At 43.2% G+C, this 24,488-nt stretch carries 23 protein-coding genes and 1 pseudogene; 13 read left to right on the top strand and 11 right to left on the bottom strand.

The window, feature by feature from the left end:
• Positions 1-11 precede the first annotated feature (11 nt).
• Together AC13CK_RS13710 and AC13CK_RS13705 are read right to left on the bottom strand one after the other, a co-directional pair.
• Entirely contained in the window at positions 12-1,217 is a 1,206-nt protein-coding gene (locus AC13CK_RS13710) for an acetyl-CoA C-acetyltransferase (protein WP_425878628.1), read from the bottom strand.
• Between the two features lie 198 nt (positions 1,218-1,415).
• The gene (locus tag AC13CK_RS13705; RefSeq protein ID WP_004645946.1) at positions 1,416-2,426 is read right to left on the bottom strand and encodes an AraC family transcriptional regulator; all 1,011 of its coding nucleotides are present in this window, start codon (positions 2,424-2,426) and stop codon (positions 1,416-1,418) included.
• Between the two features lie 213 nt (positions 2,427-2,639).
• Here AC13CK_RS13705 and AC13CK_RS13700 point away from each other — a divergent pair, with 213 nt between their 5' ends.
• From AC13CK_RS13700 to AC13CK_RS13680, 5 genes and pseudogenes are all read left to right on the top strand, one after another.
• Positions 2,640-3,761 (top strand): CaiB/BaiF CoA transferase family protein, encoded by a 1,122-nt coding sequence (locus tag AC13CK_RS13700; RefSeq protein WP_425878630.1) that lies wholly within the window; start codon positions 2,640-2,642, stop codon positions 3,759-3,761.
• 254 nt (positions 3,762-4,015) lie between these two features.
• Complete coding sequence (locus tag AC13CK_RS13695) at positions 4,016-5,659, top strand: nitrite/sulfite reductase (protein ID WP_004645943.1); 1,644 nt, start codon at positions 4,016-4,018, stop codon at positions 5,657-5,659.
• Positions 5,652-6,137, top strand: coding sequence for a DUF934 domain-containing protein (locus tag AC13CK_RS13690; protein ID WP_005263640.1), 486 nt, complete (start codon positions 5,652-5,654; stop codon positions 6,135-6,137). Before AC13CK_RS13695 ends, AC13CK_RS13690 begins: the two co-directional genes overlap by 8 nt.
• Before the next feature lie 81 nt (positions 6,138-6,218).
• A complete protein-coding gene (locus AC13CK_RS13685) occupies positions 6,219-6,683 on the top strand; it encodes a hypothetical protein (protein ID WP_253102243.1) in 465 nt (154 codons plus the stop codon).
• A pseudogene (locus AC13CK_RS13680) lies at positions 6,684-6,824 on the top strand (DUF934 domain-containing protein); the annotation flags it as partial.
• Between the two features lie 65 nt (positions 6,825-6,889).
• Here AC13CK_RS13680 and AC13CK_RS13675 read toward each other — a convergent pair.
• The 3 genes from AC13CK_RS13675 to AC13CK_RS13665 all read right to left on the bottom strand — a co-directional run bounded on the left by AC13CK_RS13675 (position 6,890) and on the right by AC13CK_RS13665 (position 9,307).
• The gene (locus AC13CK_RS13675) at positions 6,890-7,339 is read right to left on the bottom strand and encodes a VOC family protein (protein ID WP_219308568.1); all 450 of its coding nucleotides are present in this window, start codon (positions 7,337-7,339) and stop codon (positions 6,890-6,892) included.
• Positions 7,340-7,498: 159 nt separating this feature from the next.
• Entirely contained in the window at positions 7,499-8,674 is a 1,176-nt protein-coding gene (locus AC13CK_RS13670) for a thiolase family protein (RefSeq protein ID WP_425878634.1), read from the bottom strand.
• A gap of 111 nt (positions 8,675-8,785) precedes the next feature.
• Positions 8,786-9,307 (bottom strand): GspH/FimT family pseudopilin, encoded by a 522-nt coding sequence (locus tag AC13CK_RS13665; RefSeq protein ID WP_253175398.1) that lies wholly within the window; start codon positions 9,305-9,307, stop codon positions 8,786-8,788.
• Positions 9,308-9,682: 375 nt separating this feature from the next.
• Between AC13CK_RS13665 and omp38 the strand changes: the two genes are divergently transcribed.
• Both omp38 and AC13CK_RS13655 read left to right on the top strand, forming a co-directional pair.
• Positions 9,683-10,732, top strand: a complete 1,050-nt coding sequence (gene omp38 / locus AC13CK_RS13660; protein WP_253175400.1) for an outer membrane protein Omp38 — start codon at positions 9,683-9,685, stop codon at positions 10,730-10,732.
• A 103-nt stretch (positions 10,733-10,835) separates the two neighbouring features.
• Positions 10,836-11,369 (top strand): cysteine peptidase family C39 domain-containing protein, encoded by a 534-nt coding sequence (locus AC13CK_RS13655; RefSeq protein ID WP_425878637.1) that lies wholly within the window; start codon positions 10,836-10,838, stop codon positions 11,367-11,369.
• A gap of 52 nt (positions 11,370-11,421) precedes the next feature.
• Here the strand turns inward: AC13CK_RS13655 and AC13CK_RS13650 are convergent, their stop codons facing one another.
• The 3 genes from AC13CK_RS13650 to AC13CK_RS13640 all read right to left on the bottom strand — a co-directional run bounded on the left by AC13CK_RS13650 (position 11,422) and on the right by AC13CK_RS13640 (position 15,356).
• Complete coding sequence (locus tag AC13CK_RS13650; protein WP_425878952.1) at positions 11,422-12,885, bottom strand: amino acid permease; 1,464 nt, start codon at positions 12,883-12,885, stop codon at positions 11,422-11,424.
• Positions 12,885-13,919 carry a methyltransferase gene (locus tag AC13CK_RS13645; protein ID WP_180086459.1) on the bottom strand — a complete coding sequence of 345 codons (1,035 nt, stop codon included), beginning with the start codon at positions 13,917-13,919 and terminating at the stop codon, positions 12,885-12,887. The genes AC13CK_RS13650 and AC13CK_RS13645 overlap by 1 nt, the downstream gene beginning before the upstream one ends.
• Before the next feature lie 66 nt (positions 13,920-13,985).
• Positions 13,986-15,356 (bottom strand): uracil-xanthine permease family protein, encoded by a 1,371-nt coding sequence (locus tag AC13CK_RS13640; protein ID WP_005247971.1) that lies wholly within the window; start codon positions 15,354-15,356, stop codon positions 13,986-13,988.
• Positions 15,357-15,530: 174 nt separating this feature from the next.
• Here AC13CK_RS13640 and typA point away from each other — a divergent pair, with 174 nt between their 5' ends.
• Positions 15,531-17,369: a translational GTPase TypA gene (typA, locus tag AC13CK_RS13635; protein ID WP_004281716.1), complete on the top strand. Its 1,839-nt coding sequence runs from the start codon at positions 15,531-15,533 to the stop codon at positions 17,367-17,369.
• 177 nt (positions 17,370-17,546) lie between these two features.
• Positions 17,547-17,987: a large conductance mechanosensitive channel protein MscL gene (gene mscL, locus AC13CK_RS13630; protein WP_004281717.1), complete on the top strand. Its 441-nt coding sequence runs from the start codon at positions 17,547-17,549 to the stop codon at positions 17,985-17,987.
• An 82-nt stretch (positions 17,988-18,069) separates the two neighbouring features.
• Here the strand turns inward: mscL and AC13CK_RS13625 are convergent, their stop codons facing one another.
• Entirely contained in the window at positions 18,070-18,354 is a 285-nt protein-coding gene (locus tag AC13CK_RS13625; RefSeq protein ID WP_005266020.1) for a peptidylprolyl isomerase, read from the bottom strand.
• Complete coding sequence (gene mutM, locus AC13CK_RS13620; protein WP_425878641.1) at positions 18,351-19,211, bottom strand: bifunctional DNA-formamidopyrimidine glycosylase/DNA-(apurinic or apyrimidinic site) lyase; 861 nt, start codon at positions 19,209-19,211, stop codon at positions 18,351-18,353. Before mutM ends, AC13CK_RS13625 begins: the two co-directional genes overlap by 4 nt.
• A 399-nt stretch (positions 19,212-19,610) precedes the next feature.
• Between mutM and AC13CK_RS13615 the strand changes: the two genes are divergently transcribed.
• The 3 genes from AC13CK_RS13615 (at position 19,611) to AC13CK_RS13605 (ending at position 23,062) form a co-directional block, all read left to right on the top strand.
• A complete protein-coding gene (locus AC13CK_RS13615) occupies positions 19,611-20,873 on the top strand; it encodes a carbohydrate porin (RefSeq protein WP_425878642.1) in 1,263 nt (420 codons plus the stop codon).
• 92 nt (positions 20,874-20,965) lie between these two features.
• On the top strand, positions 20,966-22,075 hold the full coding sequence (locus AC13CK_RS13610; protein ID WP_425878644.1) for an NADH:flavin oxidoreductase/NADH oxidase: 1,110 nt from the start codon (positions 20,966-20,968) through the stop codon (positions 22,073-22,075).
• Positions 22,076-22,135: 60 nt separating this feature from the next.
• Entirely contained in the window at positions 22,136-23,062 is a 927-nt protein-coding gene (locus AC13CK_RS13605; protein WP_425878647.1) for an AEC family transporter, read from the top strand.
• A gap of 81 nt (positions 23,063-23,143) precedes the next feature.
• Here AC13CK_RS13605 and AC13CK_RS13600 read toward each other — a convergent pair whose 3' ends face one another.
• Positions 23,144-23,941, bottom strand: a complete 798-nt coding sequence (locus AC13CK_RS13600) for a tetratricopeptide repeat protein (RefSeq protein WP_425878649.1) — start codon at positions 23,939-23,941, stop codon at positions 23,144-23,146.
• 263 nt (positions 23,942-24,204) lie between these two features.
• On the opposite strand from AC13CK_RS13600, the gene AC13CK_RS13595 reads away from it, so the two are divergent.
• Entirely contained in the window at positions 24,205-24,450 is a 246-nt protein-coding gene (locus tag AC13CK_RS13595) for a hypothetical protein (RefSeq protein ID WP_253102263.1), read from the top strand.
• Positions 24,451-24,488 lie beyond the last annotated feature (38 nt).

The raw sequence follows: 24,488 nt of genomic DNA, 5'->3' as shown, positions 1-24,488 counted from the left end.
TGTTTTTCTCCTTAAACCAGTTCAATAATGGTTGCGATGCCCATACCGCCACCTACGCAAAGTGTAGCCAGACCCCGCTTTTTGCCTTGGCGTTCTAACTCGTCCAATAACGTCCCTAAAATCATCGCACCAGTCGCACCGAGTGGATGTCCCATGGCAATTGCACCGCCGTTGACATTCACCTTGGCAGGATCAACCTTCATTTCATTGATAAAGCGCATCACCACGGCAGCAAAAGCTTCATTGACTTCAAACAGGTCAATATCATCAATTGTTAAACCGGCTTTCGCCAAGGCCTTACGAGCAGCCGGGGCAGGGCCGGTCAGCATAATGGTCGGATCTGCACCGACCAGTGCCGTCGCCAGTACTTTGGCACGTGGCTTCAGACCTTGTTCTTTTACTGCTTGTTCCGATGCGATCAAAACCACAGCCGCACCATCGACAATGCCTGAAGAATTCCCTGCATGATGCACATGATTGACAGCACCCACTTCAGGATATTTTTGCAGGGCAATTGCATCAAAGCCCATTTGCCCCATAGTGGCGAAACTTGGATTGAGTTTGCCCAGGCCTTCTGCGGTCGTTGTCGGTTTGATAAATTCATCTTTGTCCAGAATCACCACACCAGCTTTGTCTTTTACCGGGATAACAGAGGCGTTGAAATAACCATTGGCTTGAGCGGCAGCTGCTTTCTGTTGTGATTGTTCGGCAAATTGATCTACATCAGAACGCGTATAACCGTCAATCGTGGCAATTAAATCTGCACCGATACCTTGCGGAATAAAATCACAGGCCATATTGGTCTCAGGGTCAAGCGCCCAAGGGCCGCCATCAGAACCCATCGCTACGCGGGACATGGATTCGACGCCGCCTGCAACGACCAGATCTTCCCAGCCAGAACGGACTTTTTGTGCGGCCAGATTGACAGCTTCGAGTCCGGAAGCGCAGAAACGGTTGATTTGCACGCCAGCGACATCATTGTCCCAACCCGCAGCAATGGCAGCGGTCTTGGCAATATCGGCCCCCTGATCACCAATCGGGGTGACACAACCCAGCACAATATCATCGACTTTTGAGGTGTCCAGTCCGTGACGGTCTTTCAGTTCATTGAGTAAACCAGTCAGTAATGAAATGGGTTTTACTTGATGTAAAGATCCATCTTTTTTGCCTTTTCCGCGTGGCGTACGAATGGCGTCAATAATATATGCCTCGCTCATAGCATGTTCCTTTTATTGATTTAATGAAAATTATTCTAATGATTCGAGTGTAATCCTTAATTTTTGAAGTGCAATGACGAGAACGGGTCAGATCAATTGAGCGATTTAGCCAATTGTAATTATAAAAAAGCCTAAGCTAATGCTTAGGCGGAGAGAACTGATTTTAATTTTTAAATGTTATTTCGCAACATCATTTGATTAATGATAGCCATGCAATTGACGATACAGACCCGGGGTTACACCGGTCCATTTCTTGAAGGCGCGGTGGAAAGTACTAGTTTCACTGAAACCGACTTGTTGTGCAACATCTTCAAGGGTCAGATCCGGATTAAGTAACAGGTGAATTGCTGCATCACGGCGCAAGGCATCTTTTACGCCTTGATAGCTTTTGCCTTCGGCTGCCAGACGGCGGCGCAAGGTTTGCGGTGATAGATAAAGCATCGACGCGACATCGTTTAATGTCGGCATTTCTTCGCCAATCTGGCTCTTCAGCACATCACGAATACGTGAAGTCAGCGAGTTGGTGTTTTTGAATTTCACCAGCAATTGTGCCGGCGCAGCTTTCAAAAACTCTTCTAAGGTTTCTTCATTCTGGCGAATTGGCAGGTCCAGATAATCCGCAGCAAAAGTGATCTCGGTGCGTGGCATATCGAACTGCATTACCGGCGCAAAGAACAGGGCATCATATTCATCGGCATGGTCTGGACGAGGGTAGCTAAAATGCACGCGTTCCAGTGGCAGGCGACGCTCAATGAGCCAAGACGCCAAGCCATGCCAGATCATCAGCATGCTTTCAGTAATGAAATGATCCGGATCCATCGCATTTGGAATCAGCGGAACCAGACGTGCTTCGTGTTTGTCGCGTTCCAGGGTCACCGACCAGTCATCACCAAAGAGTTTGTAGAACTGGGAAGACAGTTCCAGTGCATCACCCAGAGTTTTGGCATGAATGATCAGCTGGCACATGATCGCAAAAGTACCCAACCGGCGTTGCTGTTTGTCAAAGCCGACATGCTCGTCCTGGGTCACCATCCACAGCATTTTAATAAAGCGGGTATATTGTTCAGGCGAAATACGCGCTTTGGGCTGATGCAGCAGTTCTGCTTCAATCCCGACGTGAGACAATAAAGTATCGACATCCATGCCCAGACGCTTAACGCCAGATAAGGCTGCATTGACGAAGTGGATACTGATCGTATCACGACTCATGTTTAATCCTTCAGTCTCTTTAATGTTCACTAATAATTGACCTAAATGACGAAAAATAATAAAGCAATGGCAATTTACAAGAATACCTTTGCCATTTTCTTACATATTAGATTGCCGAAACTATCAAGGTAAATGGCTGAACATGACATTGTTTTTATGCATTTATGTGCCTAAGATGCTGAAAAAAGCAATATAAGTAGAGCAAATACTCCAATGTCATATGCATTAAAAGGATTGAAAATCCTAGATTTTTCTACACTTTTACCCGGCCCGTTTGCCACATTATATCTTGCTGATTTAGGTGCAGAAGTTGTGCATATTGAATCACCAACCCGACCGGACCTGTTGCGATTAATGCCACCCTTTGCCAATGGACAGGCCACTTCACAAAGTTATTTGAACCGAAACAAGCAATCGGTTGCACTGGATTTGAAAGATCCTGCGAATATTGAACTGGTTAAATCCAAGATTGCAGATTATGACATTGTGATTGAGCAATTCCGTCCCGGTGTAATGCAACGTCTTGGGCTAGACTATCAAACCTTAAGCGAAATTAATCCGAAACTGATTTACTGTTCCATTACCGGTTACGGCCAAACTGGCACATATAAAGATAAGGCAGGGCACGACATTAATTATCTGGCTTTGTCCGGAATTGCCGGACACAGTGGGCGGATTGAAAATGGTCCACCAGCCTTGGGAATTCAGGTCGCCGATGTTGCAGGTGGTTCCATGCATGCCGTGATTGCGATTCTGGCCGCGGTGATTGAACGCCAACAAAGTGGCAAAGGCCAGTACATTGACATTTCCATGACCGATTGTGTGGTAACGATGAGCAATCTGGCAGCTTCTGCCAGTCTGGCTGGCAATCAGCATCAATCTCCAGAATCCGGCTATCTGAATGGTGGAACTTTCTATGATTATTATGAAACCCAGGATGGGCGTTATTTGTCGATTGGTAGCCTGGAACCACCATTTATGCAGGGGCTGGCACAGGCTTTAGAACTGCCGATTCTCCTGGACAAAGGCGCTTCTTATGCCGCTGAAGATCATGCTGTGGTGAAGCAGGCGATTCAGAATAAAATCAAGACCAAGTCTTTATCTGAATGGCAAACGCTGTTTGCCGCGTTGGATGTCTGTGTTGAACCGGTGCTCAAACTTGAAGAAGCGTTACATTCCGATCTGGCCCAGCAGCGGGGATGGATAGTACAGGTGCCACTCAAATCCAGCAGTCAGCAGACCGAAGCACAATTGGCTTGTCCGATTAAATTTTCACGTTCTACGATACGCTATGAGTTTGTAGGACAGCAATTGGGAGAAAGTCAAAATTGGTAATATTCTTAACGTGTTAATTAGATTATTAATGAAATGAGAGGAAATTTTTCCTATATGAAAATAAGTAATAATAATTGAAGATTTTCATCATTATTACTTTAAATTTAATCCAGTGCTGTAAATACCGAGATCCGTGAAACTTTGTCAGGCTTATCAATAAAACCGCTATGAAATATGTATAAAAAGCATTTTATTGATAGGTTCAATCTCGCTATCCTTGCCGGCGATATAATAGAAACTACTAGCTGTACGCCATGTATTTATATACTGATTTTGATCAGCAACTGATTAATGAACGTGTTGCACAGTTCCGTGACCAAACGGAACGTTATTTAGCCGGTAAACTCACTGAAGATGAGTATCGTCCGCTTCGTCTGCAAAATGGTTTGTACGTACAGCGTTATGCGCCAATGTTACGTATTGCCGTGCCATATGGTTTGATGAACTCAAAACAACTTCGTAAAGTGGCTGATTTGGCAAAAGAATATGACCGTGGCTACGCGCATATTTCGACCCGTCAAAACATCCAGTTTAACTGGCCTGCGCTGGAAAATGTGCCGGATATGCTGGCTGAACTGGCCACTGTGCAAATGCATGCGATTCAGACCTCAGGTAACTGTATCCGTAATACCACGACGGATCAGTATGCAGGTGTGGTTGCAGGTGAAATTGCCGATCCACGTCCGACTTGTGAATTGATCCGTCAATGGTCAACCTTCCATCCGGAATTTGCTTTCTTGCCACGTAAATTCAAGATTGCAGTCTCTGCGCTTGAAGAAACTGACCGTGCAGCCACTGCATTCCACGATATCGGTGTGTATATTGTGCGTAATGAAGCAGGCGAAATGGGCTATAAAATCAAAGTCGGTGGTGGTCTCGGCCGTACGCCAGTGATTGGTAGCTTTATCCGTGAGTTCTTGCCGCGTGAAGACCTGATTGCTTATCTGGAAGCAGTCCTTCGTGTGTATAACTTGCATGGCCGTCGCGACAACAAATATAAAGCACGTATCAAGATTCTGGTAAAAGCTTTAACACCAGCAGTATTTGCCGAGAAAGTTGAAGCTGAATTTGCGCATACGATTAAAACACTGAAAATCGATGCAGACACCTTGGCGAAAATGGATGAGAACTTCACGCCATTTGACTACCAAGATTATGCAGATGAAGATTTCACTGAACTATTTGCACAATATCCAAAATTCAAACAGTGGTTCAACATCAATACCAATGCACATAAAGTGAAAGGTTATCGTATCGTGACGATTTCACTGAAACGTGCCGGGATTGCACCGGGTGATGTCAGCACAGAAGAAATGAACCTGATTGCAGATCTTGCCGATCAGTACACTTTCGGTGAGCTGCGTACCACGCATGAACAAAACATTTCCCTGGTCGATGTACCACAAAAAGACTTGTTCGCTGTATGGCAAACCCTTGATCAAAACAACCTGGCACGTGCGCATATCGGTTTCTTGACCGACATCATTTGCTGCCCGGGCGGTGACTTCTGTTCTTTGGCTAATGCGAAATCCATTCCGATTTCTGAAGCAATTTCACGCCGTTTTGATGACCTGGATACGATTTACAATTTAGGCAAACTGGATCTGAATATTTCAGGTTGTATGAATGCTTGTGGCCATCACCATGTGGGTAATATTGGTATTCTAGGTGTAGACAAGAAAGGCGCTGAGTTCTACCAGATCACTTTAGGCGGTAATGCCGATCATGATGCGTCAATTGGTGACATTCTTGGGCCATCATTTGCAGCCGAAGTCGTGCCGGATATCGTAGAAGAAATTTTGAATACTTATCTTGACCTGCGTCAGGATGGTGAAGAGTTTATCGATACTTATCGCCGTGTCGGCATTCAACCATTCAAGGAGCGTGCATATGCTTAATACCGCACTTCAAGTGCTCTCTAAAGATGGCACGATTGCAGATAATACCTATCAATTGATGGGTGAAGATGGTGTTTTACCACAGGGTGATGTGGTTCTGACTGTGGATCAGTTAGACCAGATTGCCAATGTGACAGGTAAAAAAGCATTGTACTTAACCGTAGATGCTTCGCCTGAAACCAATGAGTTTCCATTGGATCAGCTAGATGCAATCTTTATTGAGTTTGCCGGTTTTAATGATGGTCGTGGTTATTCATTTGCAGCACTTCTTCGCCGTCAGGGTTTCCAAGGCGAATTGCGTGCTACTGGGGATGTATTCAAAGATGTTTTGAACTACATGAAGCGTTCAGGTTTCGACACTTTCGTGATTAAAGAAGGTAAAGATATTCAGGAAGCGGCTGCCGGTTTGAATGATTTCAAAAATCCGTACCAGGCATCAACTGCGGTTGCACAAGCGCATTATCAAACAGGTGCTTGATAATCATTAAGTAACTGAAAAAGCTGGACTTGGGTTCAGCTTTTTTTATAATTAAAATAATATGATGATAAGAATTTAAATATGAATTGGACTGAATGGTTAAAAATTTTAAAAACAGATAAATTGATCGCATTGGTAATTGTGTTGGGAAGTCTCTCAATGCTTTACTTATCAGAAATAATAAAGGTCATTGATCTTCCGAATACTTGGAGGAATATATTTTTTTGTACAAGCATTTTTTGTGGATTATTTTTAATTTTAAGCTTAGTTGTTTCTTTGGGTAGGTATTTAAAAAAGATCTACATTAATAGAGACCGAGATATTACATACCTTGAATATGAATGTCTTGAATTTTTCTCAAAATTACCTAATCAAGGTCATGGTATAGATGATATTTCTGGTATAGATGAAACTGAAAAAAGATACTTATTGAGTACCTTAGTTGATAAAGGCTTAATAAGTTCGTATATAGACTACTATTCTTTGACTGATAAAGGTAGAAAGAAAATTTTAGAAGAACGAAAAAAGAAAAAGTTAAGTAAATAAATTAGTCGATTCGGTTTCGATACTTTCGTGATTAAAGAAGGTGAAGATATAACTGAAGCTGTTGCCGGTTTGAATGATTTCAAAAATCCGTATCAGGCATCGACTGCGGTTGCACAGGCACATTATCAAACAGGTGCTTAATTTAAATTAAGTTGCTGTCAAAAAGCCGGATTGATTCCGGCTTTTTTATATCTTGATAAAAACCTTTAATTTTCTTCAAGTTGACAGTTAATCATCCAGTGAATTCCAAACTGATCGCTAAAGGCAGCATAAAGTGCGCCCCAAAAGGTCTTTTCTAGCGGCATCTCAATTTGACCATTCACCGATAAAGTATCAAAGAGTCGTTGTGCTTCAGCTTGTTCGCTGGCGTCTAAGTTAATGGAAATATAGTGGTTATTACCTGGAATGAACACCGTATTGGTTTGTGCACAGAATTGATCATTCGTGTCCGATGCCATCAGTTCTGTAAACTCATTGATGGGAAGTGAGATATGCAGGATTTTATTTTTATCCGCTTCTGACAGCGTGATCCCTTCTTCAGTTGGCATTTCACCATAACGACTCAGACTTGAAAATTCGCCTCCAAAAACTGATTTATAAAAGTTAAAGGCTGCTTCAGCCTGACCTTGGAAATTGAGGTAATGATTCAGTTGCATGGGAGAACTCCCTTTTTATTTTGCTTGCTTTAATCTACGCCACTTTGCGGTATTTTGCGCGAGCAAGCTTTATCAAAATGTAAGCGAAAAAAATCCTCCAGATCAGGAGGATTTTTAACTCCCTCTCCCTATGGGCGAGGGATGGGGTGAGAGAATAGGTTAAAGTAATTCAATCGCCACAGCTGTCGCTTCACCACCACCAATACACAGGGCTGCAATCCCTTTTTTTCCACCGGTACGTTTTAGTGCATGAATCAAAGTCAGGATAATACGTGAACCGGTTGAACCCACAGGATGACCGAGTGCACATGCACCACCGTTAATGTTGACTTTTTCAGGATCCAGCTTGAACTCATCCATTGGGCACATGGTCACCATGGCAAAGGCTTCATTGATTTCCCAAAGGTCGACATCAGAAGCGGCCCATCCAGTTTTATCTAGCACTTTCTGGATTGCACCGACTGGAGCAATGGTAAATTCAGCTGGATGTTGCGAATTCGATGCATAGGCAACAATTTTAGCCAAAGGATTCAACCCTTTTGCTGCTGCATTATCAGCCGAGGTAATTACTAGAGCTGATGCGCCATCTGAAATCGAGCTGGCATTAGCCGCCGTAATCGTACCGTCTTTAGCGAAAGCAGGACGCAAAGTTGGAATTTTATCGATGTTGGCATTGAACGGCTGTTCGTCTTTATCAACGACTACATCACCTTTACGGGTTTTAACTGTTACAGGCACGATTTCATCAGCAAAGTAGCCTTCATTGACCGCAGTTTGCGCACGCTTTAATGAGCGAATCGCAAAATCATCCATCTGCTCGCGGGTATAACCTTTGGTATTTGCCATATCTTGGGCAAATGAACCCATCAAGCGACCTGTTTCAGCATCTTCCAAGCCATCCAGAAACATATGGTCCTTGATTTCACCGTGACCCATACGGAAACCGCCACGTGCTTTTGGCAATACATAAGGAGCATTGGTCATGGATTCCATGCCACCTGCAACCACGATATTTGCAGAACCGGCTTTAATCATATCTGCAGCTTGCATGACGGCTTTCATGCCTGAACCACATAATTTATTAATGGTTACAGCGCCAGTAGAATCTGGAAGACCAGCTTGACGCATGGCTTGACGTGCAGGGCCCTGCTTTAAACCTGCCGGAAGGACACAACCCATAATGACTTCTTCAATATCTTCTGGTTGCAGACCCGCACGGGCAATTGCTTCTTTAATGGTGACCGCACCGAGTTCTGGCGCAGTTACACTGGCAAGACTCCCCTGAAAGCCACCCATGGCTGTACGTGCACCATTGACAATTAGGATGTCAGTCATTGTTCTCTCTCCGTATGAGTTTTAATCAATTTTTTCAAACTTAAGCAGTATATTGAAAAAAACTCAGGATTGAAGCGTTAATCGCAGCGAAGCATAAACTGGATAGTTCTGTTAGCAAGACGAGAGACTTTCAATCCGGATATGCCCCATTTTGCTGAGTACAATACGCTGTTGATTAGAAAGATGGGTAGAACAATAATAAAAACTACCATTTGAACCAATCGGCAGGGCAGTGTGCGCTTGATAAGTGACACTCGGTAAACTTAAAGCTCCTCGCCAACTCAGGTTACCGTATTTGAGGTTAAGTACATCAATTTGTAAAATTTGTTCGCCTGTATCCACTTGCCTGTTTTTATTTTTATCGATGAAAACCAGCATGTTCTTGTTCCATTGATTGGCTTGGCAACTCAGAGAATCCTGACTAGGGCAGATCACAATATTTTGGTGAAACACTGCAGCCTGGCTGCGTGCATAACGATTAATTTGAGATAATTTGATCGGAATATTTTTGGCTTCCTGTTTGGATCGATAGTCATGGAAGTACGGTAGGGCGATACTGACGAGAATTGCAATCATTGCAATACAGATAATTAACTCAACAATAGTGAATGCTCTTGTTATTTTTTTATACATAGAGTTACCTGATTTATATATTATTTTTATGAGGAATATGTTATTAATTATGCGTTTTTTATGCTTTGTGGAGCCGAGTAATCAGTCCTTACTTAAGTTTCAAGAAAGTGATTAAAAAATAATTGGCAATCACCATAGGGTATTCAGAATAAAAAATTGAGTAAAAAGTTACCGAATTACAACGGAAATTGTAAGTAATTTTGTCAATAATTTACTTGATTAAATTAATCAAGCACTTGGAAAAATAATAAAGTGTTTGTATGATGCCATGTGAATAGCTTAAGAATAAAACTGGGGTAATAAAAAGCCTATCTCAGGATGGCCTATTGCGGGCTTGAGCTTGAACAACAATTTTTATCTCTGGAGGATAAATCCATGAAAATGAGTCGTATTGCTTTAGCTATGCTTGTAGCTGCACCTTTTGCTGCTGCAAATGCAGGCGTAACTATTACTCCGTTGATGTTAGGTTATACATTCCAAGACACCCAGCACAACAATAACGGTAATGATGGCGAACTTACTAGTAGTCCTGAATTACAAGACGATTTATTCGTAGGTGCTGCTATTGGTGTTGAATTAACTCCTTGGTTAGGTTTTGAAGCTGAATATAGCCAAGTAAAGGGCGATGTTGACGGTGCTGCTGAAGGTGCAGAATACAAAGGCCAAAATATTGCAGGTAACTTCTACGCAACTTCTGACGTATTTACTGGTAACTATGACAGCAAAGTGAAGCCATACATGCTTCTAGGTGCGGGTCACTACAAATACGAATTTGAAGGTGTGCCACGCGGTACTCGCGGTAATGAAGAAGAAGGTACTCTAGGTAATGCTGGTGTGGGTGCATTCTGGCACATCAACGATGCCTTAGCGCTACGTACTGAAGCTCGTGGTACTTACCACTTTGACGAAAAATTCTGGAACTACACAGCATTAGCTGGTCTTAATGTTGTTCTAGGTGGTCGTCTGAAACCAGCTGCTCCAGTAGTTGAAGTTGCTCCAGTTGAGCCTGTAACTCCAGTTGCTCCAGCGCCACAAGAGTTGACTGAAGACCTGAACATGGAACTTCGTGTGTTCTTTGATACAAACAAATCAAACATCAAAGATCAATACAAACCAGAAATCGCTAAAGTTGCTGAGAAGCTAGTTGAATATCCAAACGCTACTGCTCGTATCGAAGGTCACACTGACAACACTGGTCCACGTGCACTAAACGAACGTTTATCTCTAGCACGTGCTAACTCTGTTAAATCTTCGCTTGTAAATGAATACAATGTTGATGCATCTCGCTTGTCTACTCAAGGTTTCGCTTGGGATCAACCGATTGCTGACAACAACACTAAAGAAGGTCGTGCTATGAACCGTCGTGTATTCGCGACAATCACTGGTAGCCGTACTGTTTTAGCTGAACAACCAGTTGCTCAATAATTCATTATTGAACACTCATTAAAAAGGCAGCTCTTCGGAGCTGCTTTTTTTATGTCTGTATTTTGACTACACTTAGCCTGTTAAGATGTCGTTGAGTAAAAATATGAGTGTCGAAATTCCTGAAGATTTGCAAAATCTGGAAGCCAATAGCGGAATTTTTGCAATATGGATGATTTTTCATCATTATGGCATTGATTTGAATATTCCTGATTTAACTCAGCTCTGTCAACATGACCCTGAAATGGGAAGCTCAAGCATCGCACTTGCAGTTGCTTTAAAGACATTGGGTTTGGATGTCAATTTTTGTACTGAACATGATGCAGATAAACAGCCAATTGAAGTCGATTTCTATCAACAAGCACATCGCTTAAATATTCCTGTTATAGAACAGCCATTGTCTTATGCAGAAATTCAGGAAAATGTAGAAGCAGGCCGTTTTGTGATTGTGTTCTATGACACCTTAGAGGGAGTAGGGAATCATTCCCTGATATATGAAATTGATGAAAATGAAATTAGCTTCTTTGATAGTTTTGAGTCTATGCCTAAAGAGGTATTTGAGCAGCAACGTCGGATAGACGGAATTTGCCAGCAAGTGATTGTGATTGATGATCGCAATTTCGTGATGCGTCATAGTTAATTCAAGAAATAAAAAATCAGCCCGTAAGCTGATTTTTTTAATGAATAATTTTTTATTCCTGATCAAGTTTCATCGGCTGCACATCCATCTCTTGATAAGAGACCAGTTTGGTTTTTTTCTTCCATTTGTAGCCGAACCAAATCGCTAGGAATAGCGGAATACTGATATAGGTCGATAACACACCCATCCATTGACCGGCCAAAACATCCTGATAGTTTTGTCCGAGAACAACAATCGCACAGAGGATAAACGCAAACCAAGGGGCGAAAGGAAAGAATTTAGCGCGATAAGCCAGATCTTCCAGTTTATATCCTTGTGCCAGATACCCTTTACGGAAACGGTAATGGGAAATGGCAATCCCGAGCCAGACGATAAAGCCACACATCCCCGACATATTCAGCAGCCAGTTAAAGACTTCCTGTTCACCAAAGAAAGTGGTCAGGAAGCACAGAGCTGCGATCGCCGTAGTGGCATAGAGTGCATTCATCGGCACACCACGCGGGTCCAGACGCGCAAACATTTTAGGTGCACTGCCTTTACGTGCCATATCAAACAGCATACGTGTAGACGAATACATGCCCGAGTTACCTGCAGACAAAATAGCGGTCAAGATCACCGCATTCATGATACTGGCGGCAAAGGCAAAGCCGGCTTTTTCATATAATAAGGTAAATGGCGAAAGCGCAATATTATCTGTCGCAGCGGCCTGTAATAAACGTGGGTCATTATAGGCAATCAGAGTGCCGATAATGAAAATACACACAATATAAAACAACAGGATACGCCAGAAAATTTGTTTGATGGCCACCGGAATGGTTTTCTTTGGATTTTTCGATTCACCTGCCGCCACACCGACCATTTCGGTACCTTGAAAGGAGAATCCGGCAATCATCGCCACACCAATTAATGCCTGGAAACCACCGACAAAGGGTGCATCACCAATACTCCAGTTGGCAAATGCTTCCGCACCCGGGGTCAGCATGAGCTTCACGATCATCCAGATCCCGATAATGATAAAGGCAATGATCGCGAGAACTTTCACCAGAGAAAAGAAAAATTCGGATTCGCCAAAGCCTTTTACTGTCAGGGCATTAATCCCGAAAATAATGGCAAGGAAGATGGCGCTCCAGTACACGCCCGGAATATCTGGAAACCAGAATTTCATAATAAACTGAACTGCAACCAACTCAAAAGCCACAGTAATGGCCCAGTTGTACCAGTAGTTCCAACCCAGAGCGAAACCAAAACCACCTTCGACATATTTGGTGCCGTAAGTGAAGAATGCACCTGAGGTCGGGTTATGTGTGGCAAGCTCGCCTAGACTGGTCATCAAGAAATAAATCATGATCCCAATCAGTACATATGCAAGTAGTGCACCGCCTGGTCCAGCGTTGGCAATGGTCGCCCCTGAGGCCAGGAATAGACCTGTACCAATTGATCCGCCAATGGCGATCATATTCAGATGACGAGCACCCAGCTTACGCTGCAGCTGCATCGTGTTTTGCGTTTCGCTCATCATGATTCCTTAACATTTTTTTGAGTGCTGGCGAAGAGCACTTTAAAGCCTTGTTGATCCGCTTTCACTGTGCAGCGACCAAAGTTTTGTTCAATCAGGGTCGGGTAGTTCAAGAAACGGTTGGCCACGATCCAAAGCTCGCCGCCCGATTTTAAATGACGACGTGAGGTTTTACACAAGGTTTCGCTTGCCGTGTAATCAGTTTCGATTCCCATATGAAAAGGCGGATTACTGACAATAGCATGTAGGAACAAGGGTGCATCCTCAATGCCAGTGACCGCTTTGATTTCAATCTGTTCAGGGGTGAGCTGATTTTCTTCAAATGTCATTTGTGTAGAAGCCAGTGCAAAGGCATCAACATCCATGGCAAAAATCCGGTTTTTCGGATTCAATTTTGCCAGATACGCACTAATCACACCTGCACCACAACCAAAGTCGGCAATTTTACCTGAAGTGACTTGTGACAAATAAGGTAATAGCGTGGCAGTTCCTACATCCAAACGGTTTTGACTAAAGACACCTGGAAGGGCGCAGATATTCAGATCGCCATTTGGTGTCGAAACGGTATAACGCTGCGCCCAGTCTGCAAGTGCTTTTTTCTCGACCGTATGCTCTAGAACCAATTGCCAAAGCTGGCAATGACGTGCGCTGTCAAGTTTGAGAGTTTTACCAAAAGGCTGCAACTGTTTGGCTGCGCGTTCTATCCCGCCTTTCTTTTCACCGACCAGAAAAATACTGCTGCCCGGTTTAAGCTGCGCTGCCACATTATGCAATAAATAATTCAACAGTTCTTTAGACTTGGGTACAAAAATAACTGCCTGATCAAACTCAGCTTCAGGCATCTCTGCACCAAAATGCACATCTGCTTGTTGTGACTGGAAATATTGAAAATCGTTAAAATTCCATGTCCAGACAGCGGGATTGATAGAGGCATCGAATTCAGCGAGCAGATCATCTGTTGGTGCATTAATCAGTAGGATGCGACCCGACAAAAAATCATATTGTCTTAATAAAACTTCGCTTTTAGGATCCATAGGTATCTCTCCAATATAAAGAACACTGCCTAAGTCTGACCTAGACAGTGTTCTTTGGACATGAAATTACTTCTTTGTTTCAGGAAGTACTACATTCAGAATAAGGGCAGCGATACCACCAGTAGCAACGCCTGAGCTAAAGATATTACGGAATAACTCAGGAAGATGTTCAAGAATTTGTGGAACTTGTGCAACACCTAAACCCAGTGCCAGTGAAATCGCAATGATCAGCAGGGCACGACGGTCCAGATGGACACCAGACAGAATGTTAATGCCAGAGGCTGCGACTGCACCAAACATCACCATCACTGCACCACCCAGTACCGCTTGCGGAACGGCCTGAATAATACCAGCAACTGCAGGCAGTAAACCAAGAATAACCAGCAAAGCAGCAATCCAGATGCCGACATAACGACTTGCTACGCCCGTCAACTGAATCACACCATTGTTCTGTGCAAATACGGAACTCGGGAAGGTGTTAAAAATACCGGCAAGGAATGAATTCGCGCCATTTACCAGTACACCGCCTTTAATGCGCTGCATCCATTTTGGACCATCAACTGGCTGGTTGGAAAGCTTTGAAGTCGCTGTGATATCACCAATCGCTTCTAAAGACGTCACCAGATAAATGAATGCCATCGGAATAAACAGGCTCCAGGAGAAGCTTAAACCGAAATGCATTGGTGTTGGAATCTGTATCAATGGTGCATCTTTTAGACCAGAGAAATCCAGATGGCCCATAAAGCCTGCCAGAACATAACCACAGATCAGGGCGATCAAAATGGCAGAACTTTTTACCCAGGTAATCCGGATGCGGTTCAGGATAATGATCAACGCCAAGACGGTACAAGACATGATCAGGTTGTCGGCATTGGCAAAAGTTTTATCGCTCATGGCCTGATAACCACCGCCCATGCTGATTAAACCTTCTTTAATTAAGGTTAAACCAATCAGCAGCACGACAATACCGGTGACCAAAGGGGTTATCAGTTTTTTGATCCAAGGCAGAATTTGTGACACGCCCATTTCAATAAATGCACCTGCAATCACCACACCAAAAATAGAAGCCATGACTGCTTCTACAGGTGTGCCTGCAGCCACCATGGCTGAACCAATACCAATAATTGGACCGATGAAGTTAAAGCTGGTTCCTTGGACAATCAGCAGACCGGCACCAAAAGGTCCGACTTTTTTAGACTGTAAAAAAGTCGCGATGCCCGAGATCACCAAGGACATGGATAAAATCATGTTGGTGTCTTCTTTGGAAACACCAAGCGCCAGACAAATTAGCAGGCCAGGGGTCACAATCGGGACAATAATTGCCAGTAAGTGCTGGAATGCAGCTAGAAAAGCAATCAGTGGTTTTGGTCGATCTTCCAGACCATATACCAAGTCGAGTTGATCTTTAGAAGGAGGAGATTGATTAAAATCAGACATGTGTCAATGCAAATTAAGGCTGGGTGGCGCTATTCTAATCGAGTTACACGTCTTTACAAAATCAAAAAAGCCCCAACTGGGCAAAAAAAGTTGAGGAGTGTGGTTACAGTGACTATAAAAGTTTTGTATTTTTCTGTATAATTTGCCCTCAAATTACATACGCATTGAATTTACATGTCAGATATTAAAACTCTCCGTAACATCGCCATTATTGCGCACGTCGATCATGGTAAAACCACTCTTGTAGACAAACTTTTGCAACAATCAGGTGCTCTCGGTGATCGCGCGGGTGAGATCGAGCGTGTCATGGATTCTGGCGCTATTGAAAGCGAACGTGGTATTACCATTCTTGCAAAAAACACTGCAATCAAATGGTTAGATGAACGTACCAATACTGAATACCGCATTAACATCGTGGATACCCCGGGACACGCCGACTTCGGTGGTGAAGTTGAACGTGTAATGTCGATGGTTGACTGCGTACTTCTTCTTGTAGACTCACAAGAAGGCCCGATGCCACAAACTCGTTTCGTAACGCAAAAAGCGTTCGCACGTGGTTTGAAACCAATCGTGATTATTAACAAAGTCGACAAGCCAAGCGCGCGTCCAGACTGGGTAATTGACCAAGTATTTGATTTGTTCGATAACTTAGGTGCTTCTGACGAACAGTTAGACTTCCCAGTTGTTTATGCTTCAGGTCTTCGTGGTGTTGCTGGTCCTTCTCCGGAAGAACTTGCTGAAGACATGACTCCGTTGTTCCAAACGATCGTAGACATCGTTGAACCACCAGCGGTTGACGTTGATGGCCCATTCCAAATGCAAGTATCTTCACTTGACTATAACAGCTTCGTAGGCGTTATCGGTATTGGTCGTATCCAGCGCGGTTCAGTGAAATTAAACACACAAGTAACTGTAATCGATAAAGATGGCAAAACACGTAACGGCCGTATCTTAAAAATCATGGGTTATCATGGTCTAGATCGCGTTGACGTTGAAGAAGCTTCTGCAGGCGATATCGTTTGTGTAACGGGTATCGATGCACTCAACATTTCTGACACCATCTGTGATCCGAAAAATGTTGAAGCTTTACCTCCATTGTCTGTAGATGAACCTACAGTATCGATGACATTCCAGGTAAACAACTCACCGTTTGCTGGTAAAGAAGGTAAGTTCGTAACTTCACGTAATATCCGTGAACGTCTAGACCGCGAATTGATTCACAACGTAGCATTACGCGTTGAAGATACTGACAGTCCAGACCGTTTCAAAGTATCTGGTCGTGGTGAACTTCACCTTTCAGTTCTGATTGAAAACATGCGTCGTGAAGGCTTCGAAATGGGCGTATCTCGTCCACAAGTAATCATCAAAGAAATTGATGGTGAAAAACAAGAGCCATACGAAAACGTTACTTTTGACGTTGAAGAACAGCACCAAGGCGCTGTAATGGAACAAATGGGTCACCGTAAAGGCGAAATGACCAATATGGAAGTTGACGGTAAAGGCCGTATCCGTATTGAAGCAACTGTTCCTTCACGTGGTCTGATTGGTTTCCGTTCTGAATTCCTGACCATGACTTCTGGTACAGGGATCATGACGTCTAGCTTCTCGCACTACGGTCCAATGAAGCAAGGTACTGTTGCAAAACGTCAAAACGGTGTACTGATTTCTATGGTTCAAGGTACTTGTCTGGGCTATGCACTGTTCACACTTCAAGATCGTGGTCGTCTATTCGCGAAACCACAGTTAGAAGTTTATGAAGGTATGATCATCGGTATTAACTCTCGTTCAGACGACATGACAGTTAACCCGACTAAAGCAAAACAGTTAACCAACGTACGTGCTTCTGGTACTGACGATGCGTTAACGCTGGTTCCTGCGATTGAATATACGCTTGAGCAAGCGCTTGAGTTTATTGAAGATGATGAACTAGTAGAAGTAACACCTAAGTCAATCCGTATCCGTAAGCGTTTCTTGACTGAAAACGAACGTAAACGTAACCGTTCAGGTAAATAATCGCTAGATTATTTCGGGTTTTCAAAAACCGTAATCTTTTCGAAGATTACGGTTTTTTTATATTTAAGCGATGCTCACATTGCAATTTACTAAAATGCATTAAACTAAGTCAAAATTAAAAGTATTTACTCAGGTATAATTTGACCCAAAACTTGAAAATAAAATATGGGAGCAGTTATGAGTATTATTCAAGAATTTAAAGAGTTTGCGATCAAAGGCAATATGATGGATCTGGCGATTGGTGTCATCATCGGTGGCGCTTTTAGCAAGATTATCGATTCATTGGTGAAAGACATCATTATGCCTTTAATTACCGTGATCACCGGTGGTGGCGTCGATTTTACCCAAAAATTCTTTATCTTAGGAAGAAACCCAGACAATTTACAATCTCTGGATGCCTTAACTAAGGCCGGTGTAAATGTACTGACTTACGGTAACTTTTTAACGATTTTAATTAATTTCTTAATCTTGGCTTGGGTCGTATTTTTATTGGTTAAATTCATGAACCGTTTACGTAAACAAGAAGGCCCAGTCGAGGAAACTCCGACCACCCCAGCCGATATTGAATTGCTGCGTGAAATTCGTGATGAATTGAAAAAGCGTCCACCTCAAGTCTAATTTTTCTAATCCCCCTAAATCCCCTTTATAAAAGGGGAACTTCTCCCTTTAACAAAGGGAGGTAGGGAGGGATTTATAAATATTAAAAATCCATCCGAAACTTGATTTCGACCAAATGAAAACCAAACTGGCTTTTGATCGGGCCATGTAATACACGTTCTGCTGCAGTGAAAACCAGTTTATCAATGACCGGAACCAGTTGACCTTTCTTTACTTCACCTAGCTCACCGCCACGTTTGGCAGAATTACAGGTTGAATACTGTTTGGCGATTTTATTGAAGTCGGCGCCACTTAAAATCTTCTTTTTAAGCTGTTCAGCAGTTTCTCTATCTTTGACCAGAATATGACGCACAATGGCTGTTTTCATGACTTTTTCCCTCGTACAGTTGCCACTTTTTTGACAGGGAGCTGGATCTTTTTCAAAGGTTGGCACTCAGGACAAAAAACTGAAGCGCGTTGTCCCAATTTAATATTTTCAAGTGTGGTCTCGCAGTTCACACACATTTCACCGGCACGACCATAAGCCAGCAAGGTTTGCTGGAAATAGCCATTTTCTCCCATGGCATTGGTGTAGTCTCTTAAGGTTGAACCACCCAGATCAATCGCCTGTTTCAAGATGCGCTTGATTTCCAATACTAGCTTTTCGATCTGAATCAAGCTTAAAGTCGAGGCCGGTTGTGCCGGATGAATCCCCAGATTAAACAGACTTTCGGTCGCATAAATATTGCCTACGCCCACCACCACATGGTTATCCATAATTGCAACTTTGGTGCCAACATTTTTATTCTTCAATTTTTCAAATAAATACTTGGCATTAAAGTTCTCGCTTAAGGGCTCTGGCCCCAGCGTATCGATCAATTTGCTTTGTGATTGTGCATCCAGCCAAAGAATGCAGCCAAAACGACGAGGGTCATGATAACGCAGTTCGATATCATCAAACTGAATGATCAGATGGTCATGTTTGCGTAATTCTTCATTGCCATCGCATAGATGGAAACTCCCCGACATGCCCAAATGCCAGAGCATAGTGTCGTGTTCAAACTCCGCCAGAATATATTTAGAACGGCGAGTGAGCTTCAGTAATTTTTGCCCCACCAGCTTTTCTATATTCTCCGGAATAGGCCAGCGCAAACTTGACTGACGCACTTCAACACGTTTTACGCATTGTTCCAATAAAGGCAATAAACTGGTTTTGGTGGTTTCAACTTCTGGTAATTCAGGCATAACACATCAATGGCGAGGGAGATGCAGCTAATATTGGGTGAATTGGCCGGGATTGCAAGCGTTAATCGGGGTGAAATCGCTGGAAAATGACTGGGTATTTCGTATTTATTTAAGCTGTAATTGTTTAAAGAATAAACTAGGTTTCTATGTTTTTATAACAAATTTTCTTAGGAGAAAATCACATAGAAAATATCAGTAAATTATAAGTTAATGAAAAATATATAAATAATTTGAAATTGTTAAAATAAAAATTATATTTTTATGTTTAAGGCATAACTAAAAGTTTAATGAGTAATAAAAAAAATGCTGGGAATTTGTATGAAAAGTTATGTAAATTCATGCACCTAATAGCAATTTAAAAACCTTGCTTGTTTTTCTCTCCGAATGTTTAGGTTTTACATGAAATATTTAGGTCTAGCTCTATTGCCTTTAATGGCTGCCATGATAACCGCTCAGGCGGAATCTGCATTTGATCCACAAGGTCAGTATTTACTGGGGGACTGGAATGGTCAACGTACAGAACTGGCCCAACAGGGAATTAAATTTGAAGCCAATCTGTTAACCGATACCGCCTATCTTGCTGATGGTGGTCGTAATGAGGGCGCAGGTCCATTAACTTCTGCCCAATTATGGCTGGGTACTCAACTGGATATGGAAAAGCTGGCGGGATGGAATGGTGTCACTGTACGTGCCGTGATGACTGCACGTCAGGGTCAAAGTACCTCTGTTCGTGACTTGCAGGATTCTAATGCACCGCAACTGGCCAATGTACAAGGTACTTTCGGACGTGGTAATCAGGATAGCCGTCTGAGCGAGCTGTCTATTGAAAAGAATTATAAAGATCAAGGGCTCAGTATTAAGGCGGGTCGTCTTGGTCTGGGCATGGATTTTAATGTCATGGCTTGTGATTTTGCCAGTACGGCATTTTGTGCTGCACAGATGGGTAAATGGCAGGGCAATATCTGGATGAATACGCCTGTAGCACAATGGGGTGCGCGCGTGAAGCAGCAACTCAATCCTGAACTTGCCGTACAAGTCGGTGTGTATGAGTTTAATCAGGATAATGGTAATGGCGCTAAAGAAGGTCAGGGCTGGAGTCTGGATACCGACCATGCAGATGGCGTGACGATTCCTGCAGAAGTCATCTGGACGCCGAAATCATGGGTGAATGGCCTGCCGGGCAGCTACCGGATCGGCGGGATGTACAATACTGCCGATGATGTTGCCAACCAAAAAGATATTGCCAATCCTACTGATGCCAAAAACCGTACTTTTGCAGGCTGGTTAGCTGTAGAACAACAGTTAACGTCTACAGGTCAGGGCCGTCAGGGTTTGCATTCATTTGCTAACTTTACCTGGCATGACCGCGATACTAACAAAGTGGATAATTCACAACAAATTGGTGTGAAATATATCGGTCTTGCGGACAGCCAGCCGAATGATATTTTAGGTCTGGCGGTCAATCGTGTACATATTAATGACCGGATCAAGAATCTGAATTTTGATGCGAGTGCAGAATACAATATTGAACTGAACTATAGCTATAATGCAACAAAGTGGCTGATGCTGCGTCCAAACCTGCAATATGTCATTAATCCAGGTTCAAGCAACAATGTGGATGATGCACTGGTACTCGGTTTGACTACACGAATCATCTTCTAAAGTTTGATCGTTCACGTTATAACTAAACAGGCTCTTAAGAGCCTGTTTTTATTTTTAGAGTGAAACTGGGCAATAAAAAGAGGAAATACAGCGTGGCATTACTATTTCAACCTATTCAATTTGGATCACTGCAACTTCAAAATAAAATCGTAATTGCGCCGATGTGTCAGTACTCTGCAACAGAGCAGGGGGAAATTACCTATTGGCACGAGCAGCAATGGGCCAACTATGCCTTATCGGGTGCAGGTTTATGTATTGTCGAAGCGACTGCGGTACAGCCAGAAGGCCGGATCAGTTATGCCGATCTGGGCTTGTGGAATAACGAACAGGCAAAGCAGATCAAGACCTTACTGGAAAAAGTCAAATCCATTTCCCCGATGCCTTTTGCGATTCAACTCGCACATGCAGGGCGTAAAGCTTCAACAGATAAACCATGGGCAGGTAAAGGTCAGTTTAAGCCGGATGAAGCACATGGCTGGCAAACTGTTTCTGCCAGTGATATTCCTTTTCAGGCCGATGAACATCCACCCAAAGCCTTAAGCCAGTCGGAAATTGAGCAGGTCATTGCTGACTTTGCAGAAAGTGCCAAACGTGCAGTTGAGGCCGGTTTTGACCTGATTGAGCTGCATGCAGCGCATGGTTATTTACTGCATCAGTTCATGTCACCACTTTCAAATAAACGTGATGATCAGTATGGCGGTTCACTGGAAAACCGGATTCGCCTGACTCTGGAAGTATTACAAGCCATGAAAGCGGCGGTTCCAGAAGGCTATCCGATTGGAGTGCGTATTTCGGCCAGCGACTGGATGGATCAGCCAGATAGTTGGACCATTGATTCTTCAATTGAATTGTCCAAAGCACTAGAAGCTGCGGGTGCTGCTTATATTCATATTTCCAGTGCCGGCTTACATGCTAAACAGAACATCGATGTGAAGCCGAATTATCAGGTACCTTTTGCAGATGCGATCAAGAAAGTCGTGAATATTCCCGTGATTGCCGTGGGATTGATTACTGAAGCTAAGCAGGCAGAAGATATTTTACAAAAGGGCCAAGCCGACGCTATCGCACTGGCTCGTGCCATTCTTTATGATCCACATTGGCCTTGGCATGCAGCGGCAGCACTTGATGAAAAAATCAAGATTTCACCGCAATATCTGCGCTGCGCACCGCATGGTTTGAATCACCTGTTTGAGCCTTTTTAACACTGCTTTAGTCTCAGAAATTCTTATAATGGAATATCACTGACAAGAGGATACTGCATTATGATTTTTGCGGTCATTGTGCCCATATTTTTATTGTTGGCAGTGGGTTATCTGACTGTAAAGAGTCAAGTGTTAAGCAAAGAGCAGGTGGGGACGGTCGGTGCTTTTGTGATTAAAGTAGCCTTGCCCTTGCTCTTCTTTCAGTCCCTTGCCTCCAAGGACCTGCATGAAATCTGGTATTTTGAATACTTTGCAGTATATAGCAGCGTGACCTTAGTGCTCTATGGTAGCGGCTTCTGGATCATGCGCCGTCATTTTAAAAATACGCATTCGCAAAGTGCAGTGCTGTCGCTGGGCGCTGCAATGTCGAATACCGGCCTGATTGGTACGGCTGTGCTCAGCTTATTGATTGGGCAACAGGCGATGACCTATACCTCTCTGGTGGTGATCATCGAAAGCATGTTGCTGATTCCGCTGGTGCTGGTCATGGCTGCGCTGGGCACACAACATCAGGCAAATCTCGGCGCCATTCTGAAAAGTGTACTGCTGACTTTGCTAAAGAATCCCTTATTTATGGGGGTCATGCTCGGCATGGCCTGTGCGGTTTTCCAGATTAAAATTCCAGTCTATCTCGATCAGGTCTTCGCCTTGATTGGTCAGACGGCCTCACCATTGGCCTTGTTTGCCATTGGCGGCGGGATCGTAGGAATGAGTCTGAAATATGTCAATCTGCAAAGTTTCTATCTGGTATTTTCCAGCAATATCATGATGCCGTTATTGATGTATCTGGGACTGAGCCAGTTAACTGATTTAAGTCAGGAAATGGTCCATGCCGGTACGCTCATTGCTGCTTTGCCGATGCCGACGATTTTTGGCATGTTGGGACAGGCATATGGTCTGAATGATCGAACCTTAACGCCACTGTTGATGAGTACCATTGTTGGTTTTATCGTGACCAGTGGCTTAATTGCCTTGTGGTGGGGATAATCTTTTAGAAGATGAATGCTCTGCTATTAAAAAGCCCCAAATTGCATGGGGCTTTTTATATTTTAATTTTGTGGAATTAACTTAACTTTTCTTCGCAGGTACTTTTTTCTGCTCAGCCAGCATTTTATCTACTGCTGCCAAAGATTCCTTGGCCTGCGGAACATTTTGCTGCGCCAATGCAGCAAAGATTTTCTTCGCTTCTGGCAGGTTTTGCGGAACAATACTGCCATTGGCAAACATATTACCTACTGCCATCAGCGCTGGAATATAACCTTTTTTTGCCAGTTCCTGAATGCTGCTTAGGCCTTGCTGAATCGGTTTTTCATCTTTGTTTTTGAAACCGCTGCTGATGTCATATAAGGCTTTGGCATGAATGGCCTGCATATTGCCTTTGCTGATCAGCGGTTGCAGCTTTTGTAGTCCGACTTTATTTGACGCTGCCGTATTTTCAGAAAATAGCAGTATGGCCAGATCAATGCTGGCATCATCAAATTTGGCTGCTGAAGCGCGTTCCAGATGCTGTTTGGCTTTGGCCAAATCCTGTTTGAGGCCGAGTGTGCCGGCTGCATAGTTTTTACCCAGTACATAATTGGCCACCGGATAGCCTTTGCTGGCTGCCTGCTCGTAAAGCTGAATGGCTTTTTTCTCGTCCTTGGTTGTACCTTGGCCGGTTTGGGTCAAATAGCCTAAGTTATATAAAGCTTGGGCATTTCCCTGACTGGCCAATTGATTCAAAGCGTCATAGGCACCTTTAAAATTATTGGCTTTGACCATGGCCTCAACTTTTTGGAATTGGGGATCGACTTGATCTTTTACGGTATTTGCCAGAGCGAATTGCGCAGAAAGGGCAAGAACTGTAGCGAGTACTAATTTTTTCATGGTTCCTATAACCTTATTATTGCTGGCACCTTATTCCTTGGTGCGATTTTAATCATTTTCACTTACATCATAAAAGGATTTTGTGCTTTGTAAATATACAATTTGTCACTAAATACAAATCATCGAAGCACAATATACCGATTAAATCGATGCATGATTTGCACAGGTTTCTGATCAATCCTGCAGATATCAAAAGGATTACTTTGCTTCAGCCGACTTCTCTGATTAAATCTCGGTTTGAATCAGACTCCCAGGATTTAACCATGTTTGTCAAAACCATTAAACGTCACTATGACAGAGTCAATGCTGATGAATCGATTGCCGATGAAGACAAGATTGATGCGCTGCTGATGAAACTTGGTGCAGAGTTTTTGATGAGTCAGGAAGACCAAGTATATGTCTTTCAAAAAGGTGAACTCACGGCAAAGTTTGATGCCAAACATGCGCGGGCCTATCATTTTAAAGATTATGTGGTAAAAGACATGAACAAGCTGTTTCATGGCTTCTAAAATAAAAAAGCCAAGAATTTTATCTTGGCTTTTTTATG

It is taken from the genome of Acinetobacter sp. L-24 (assembly GCF_056857555.1).
Note: the sequence above shows the minus strand (reverse complement) of the source record. Positions and strands in the feature narration are given on the sequence as shown.

What these genes read in the sequence shown, in the direction of transcription:
- AC13CK_RS13650 (WP_425878952.1), bottom strand. Translation starts at nt 12,885, where the DNA reads ATGAGCGAAACGCAAAACACGATGCAGCTGCAGCGTAAGCTGGGTGCT.
- AC13CK_RS13705 (WP_004645946.1), bottom strand. Translation starts at nt 2,426, where the DNA reads ATGAGTCGTGATACGATCAGTATCCACTTCGTCAATGCAGCCTTATCT.
- AC13CK_RS13605 (WP_425878647.1), top strand. Translation starts at nt 22,136, where the DNA reads ATGATTTTTGCGGTCATTGTGCCCATATTTTTATTGTTGGCAGTGGGT.
- AC13CK_RS13670 (WP_425878634.1), bottom strand. Translation starts at nt 8,674, where the DNA reads ATGACTGACATCCTAATTGTCAATGGTGCACGTACAGCCATGGGTGGC.
- AC13CK_RS13595 (WP_253102263.1), top strand. Translation starts at nt 24,205, where the DNA reads ATGTTTGTCAAAACCATTAAACGTCACTATGACAGAGTCAATGCTGAT.
- omp38 (WP_253175400.1), top strand. Translation starts at nt 9,683, where the DNA reads ATGAAAATGAGTCGTATTGCTTTAGCTATGCTTGTAGCTGCACCTTTT.
- AC13CK_RS13615 (WP_425878642.1), top strand. Translation starts at nt 19,611, where the DNA reads ATGAAATATTTAGGTCTAGCTCTATTGCCTTTAATGGCTGCCATGATA.
- AC13CK_RS13665 (WP_253175398.1), bottom strand. Translation starts at nt 9,307, where the DNA reads ATGTATAAAAAAATAACAAGAGCATTCACTATTGTTGAGTTAATTATC.
- AC13CK_RS13700 (WP_425878630.1), top strand. Translation starts at nt 2,640, where the DNA reads ATGTCATATGCATTAAAAGGATTGAAAATCCTAGATTTTTCTACACTT.
- AC13CK_RS13695 (WP_004645943.1), top strand. Translation starts at nt 4,016, where the DNA reads ATGTATTTATATACTGATTTTGATCAGCAACTGATTAATGAACGTGTT.
- AC13CK_RS13640 (WP_005247971.1), bottom strand. Translation starts at nt 15,356, where the DNA reads ATGTCTGATTTTAATCAATCTCCTCCTTCTAAAGATCAACTCGACTTG.
- AC13CK_RS13710 (WP_425878628.1), bottom strand. Translation starts at nt 1,217, where the DNA reads ATGAGCGAGGCATATATTATTGACGCCATTCGTACGCCACGCGGAAAA.
- typA (WP_004281716.1), top strand. Translation starts at nt 15,531, where the DNA reads ATGTCAGATATTAAAACTCTCCGTAACATCGCCATTATTGCGCACGTC.
- AC13CK_RS13645 (WP_180086459.1), bottom strand. Translation starts at nt 13,919, where the DNA reads ATGGATCCTAAAAGCGAAGTTTTATTAAGACAATATGATTTTTTGTCG.
- AC13CK_RS13625 (WP_005266020.1), bottom strand. Translation starts at nt 18,354, where the DNA reads ATGAAAACAGCCATTGTGCGTCATATTCTGGTCAAAGATAGAGAAACT.
- AC13CK_RS13690 (WP_005263640.1), top strand. Translation starts at nt 5,652, where the DNA reads ATGCTTAATACCGCACTTCAAGTGCTCTCTAAAGATGGCACGATTGCA.
- mscL (WP_004281717.1), top strand. Translation starts at nt 17,547, where the DNA reads ATGAGTATTATTCAAGAATTTAAAGAGTTTGCGATCAAAGGCAATATG.
- AC13CK_RS13675 (WP_219308568.1), bottom strand. Translation starts at nt 7,339, where the DNA reads ATGCAACTGAATCATTACCTCAATTTCCAAGGTCAGGCTGAAGCAGCC.
- AC13CK_RS13685 (WP_253102243.1), top strand. Translation starts at nt 6,219, where the DNA reads ATGAATTGGACTGAATGGTTAAAAATTTTAAAAACAGATAAATTGATC.
- AC13CK_RS13655 (WP_425878637.1), top strand. Translation starts at nt 10,836, where the DNA reads ATGAGTGTCGAAATTCCTGAAGATTTGCAAAATCTGGAAGCCAATAGC.
- AC13CK_RS13600 (WP_425878649.1), bottom strand. Translation starts at nt 23,941, where the DNA reads ATGAAAAAATTAGTACTCGCTACAGTTCTTGCCCTTTCTGCGCAATTC.
- mutM (WP_425878641.1), bottom strand. Translation starts at nt 19,211, where the DNA reads ATGCCTGAATTACCAGAAGTTGAAACCACCAAAACCAGTTTATTGCCT.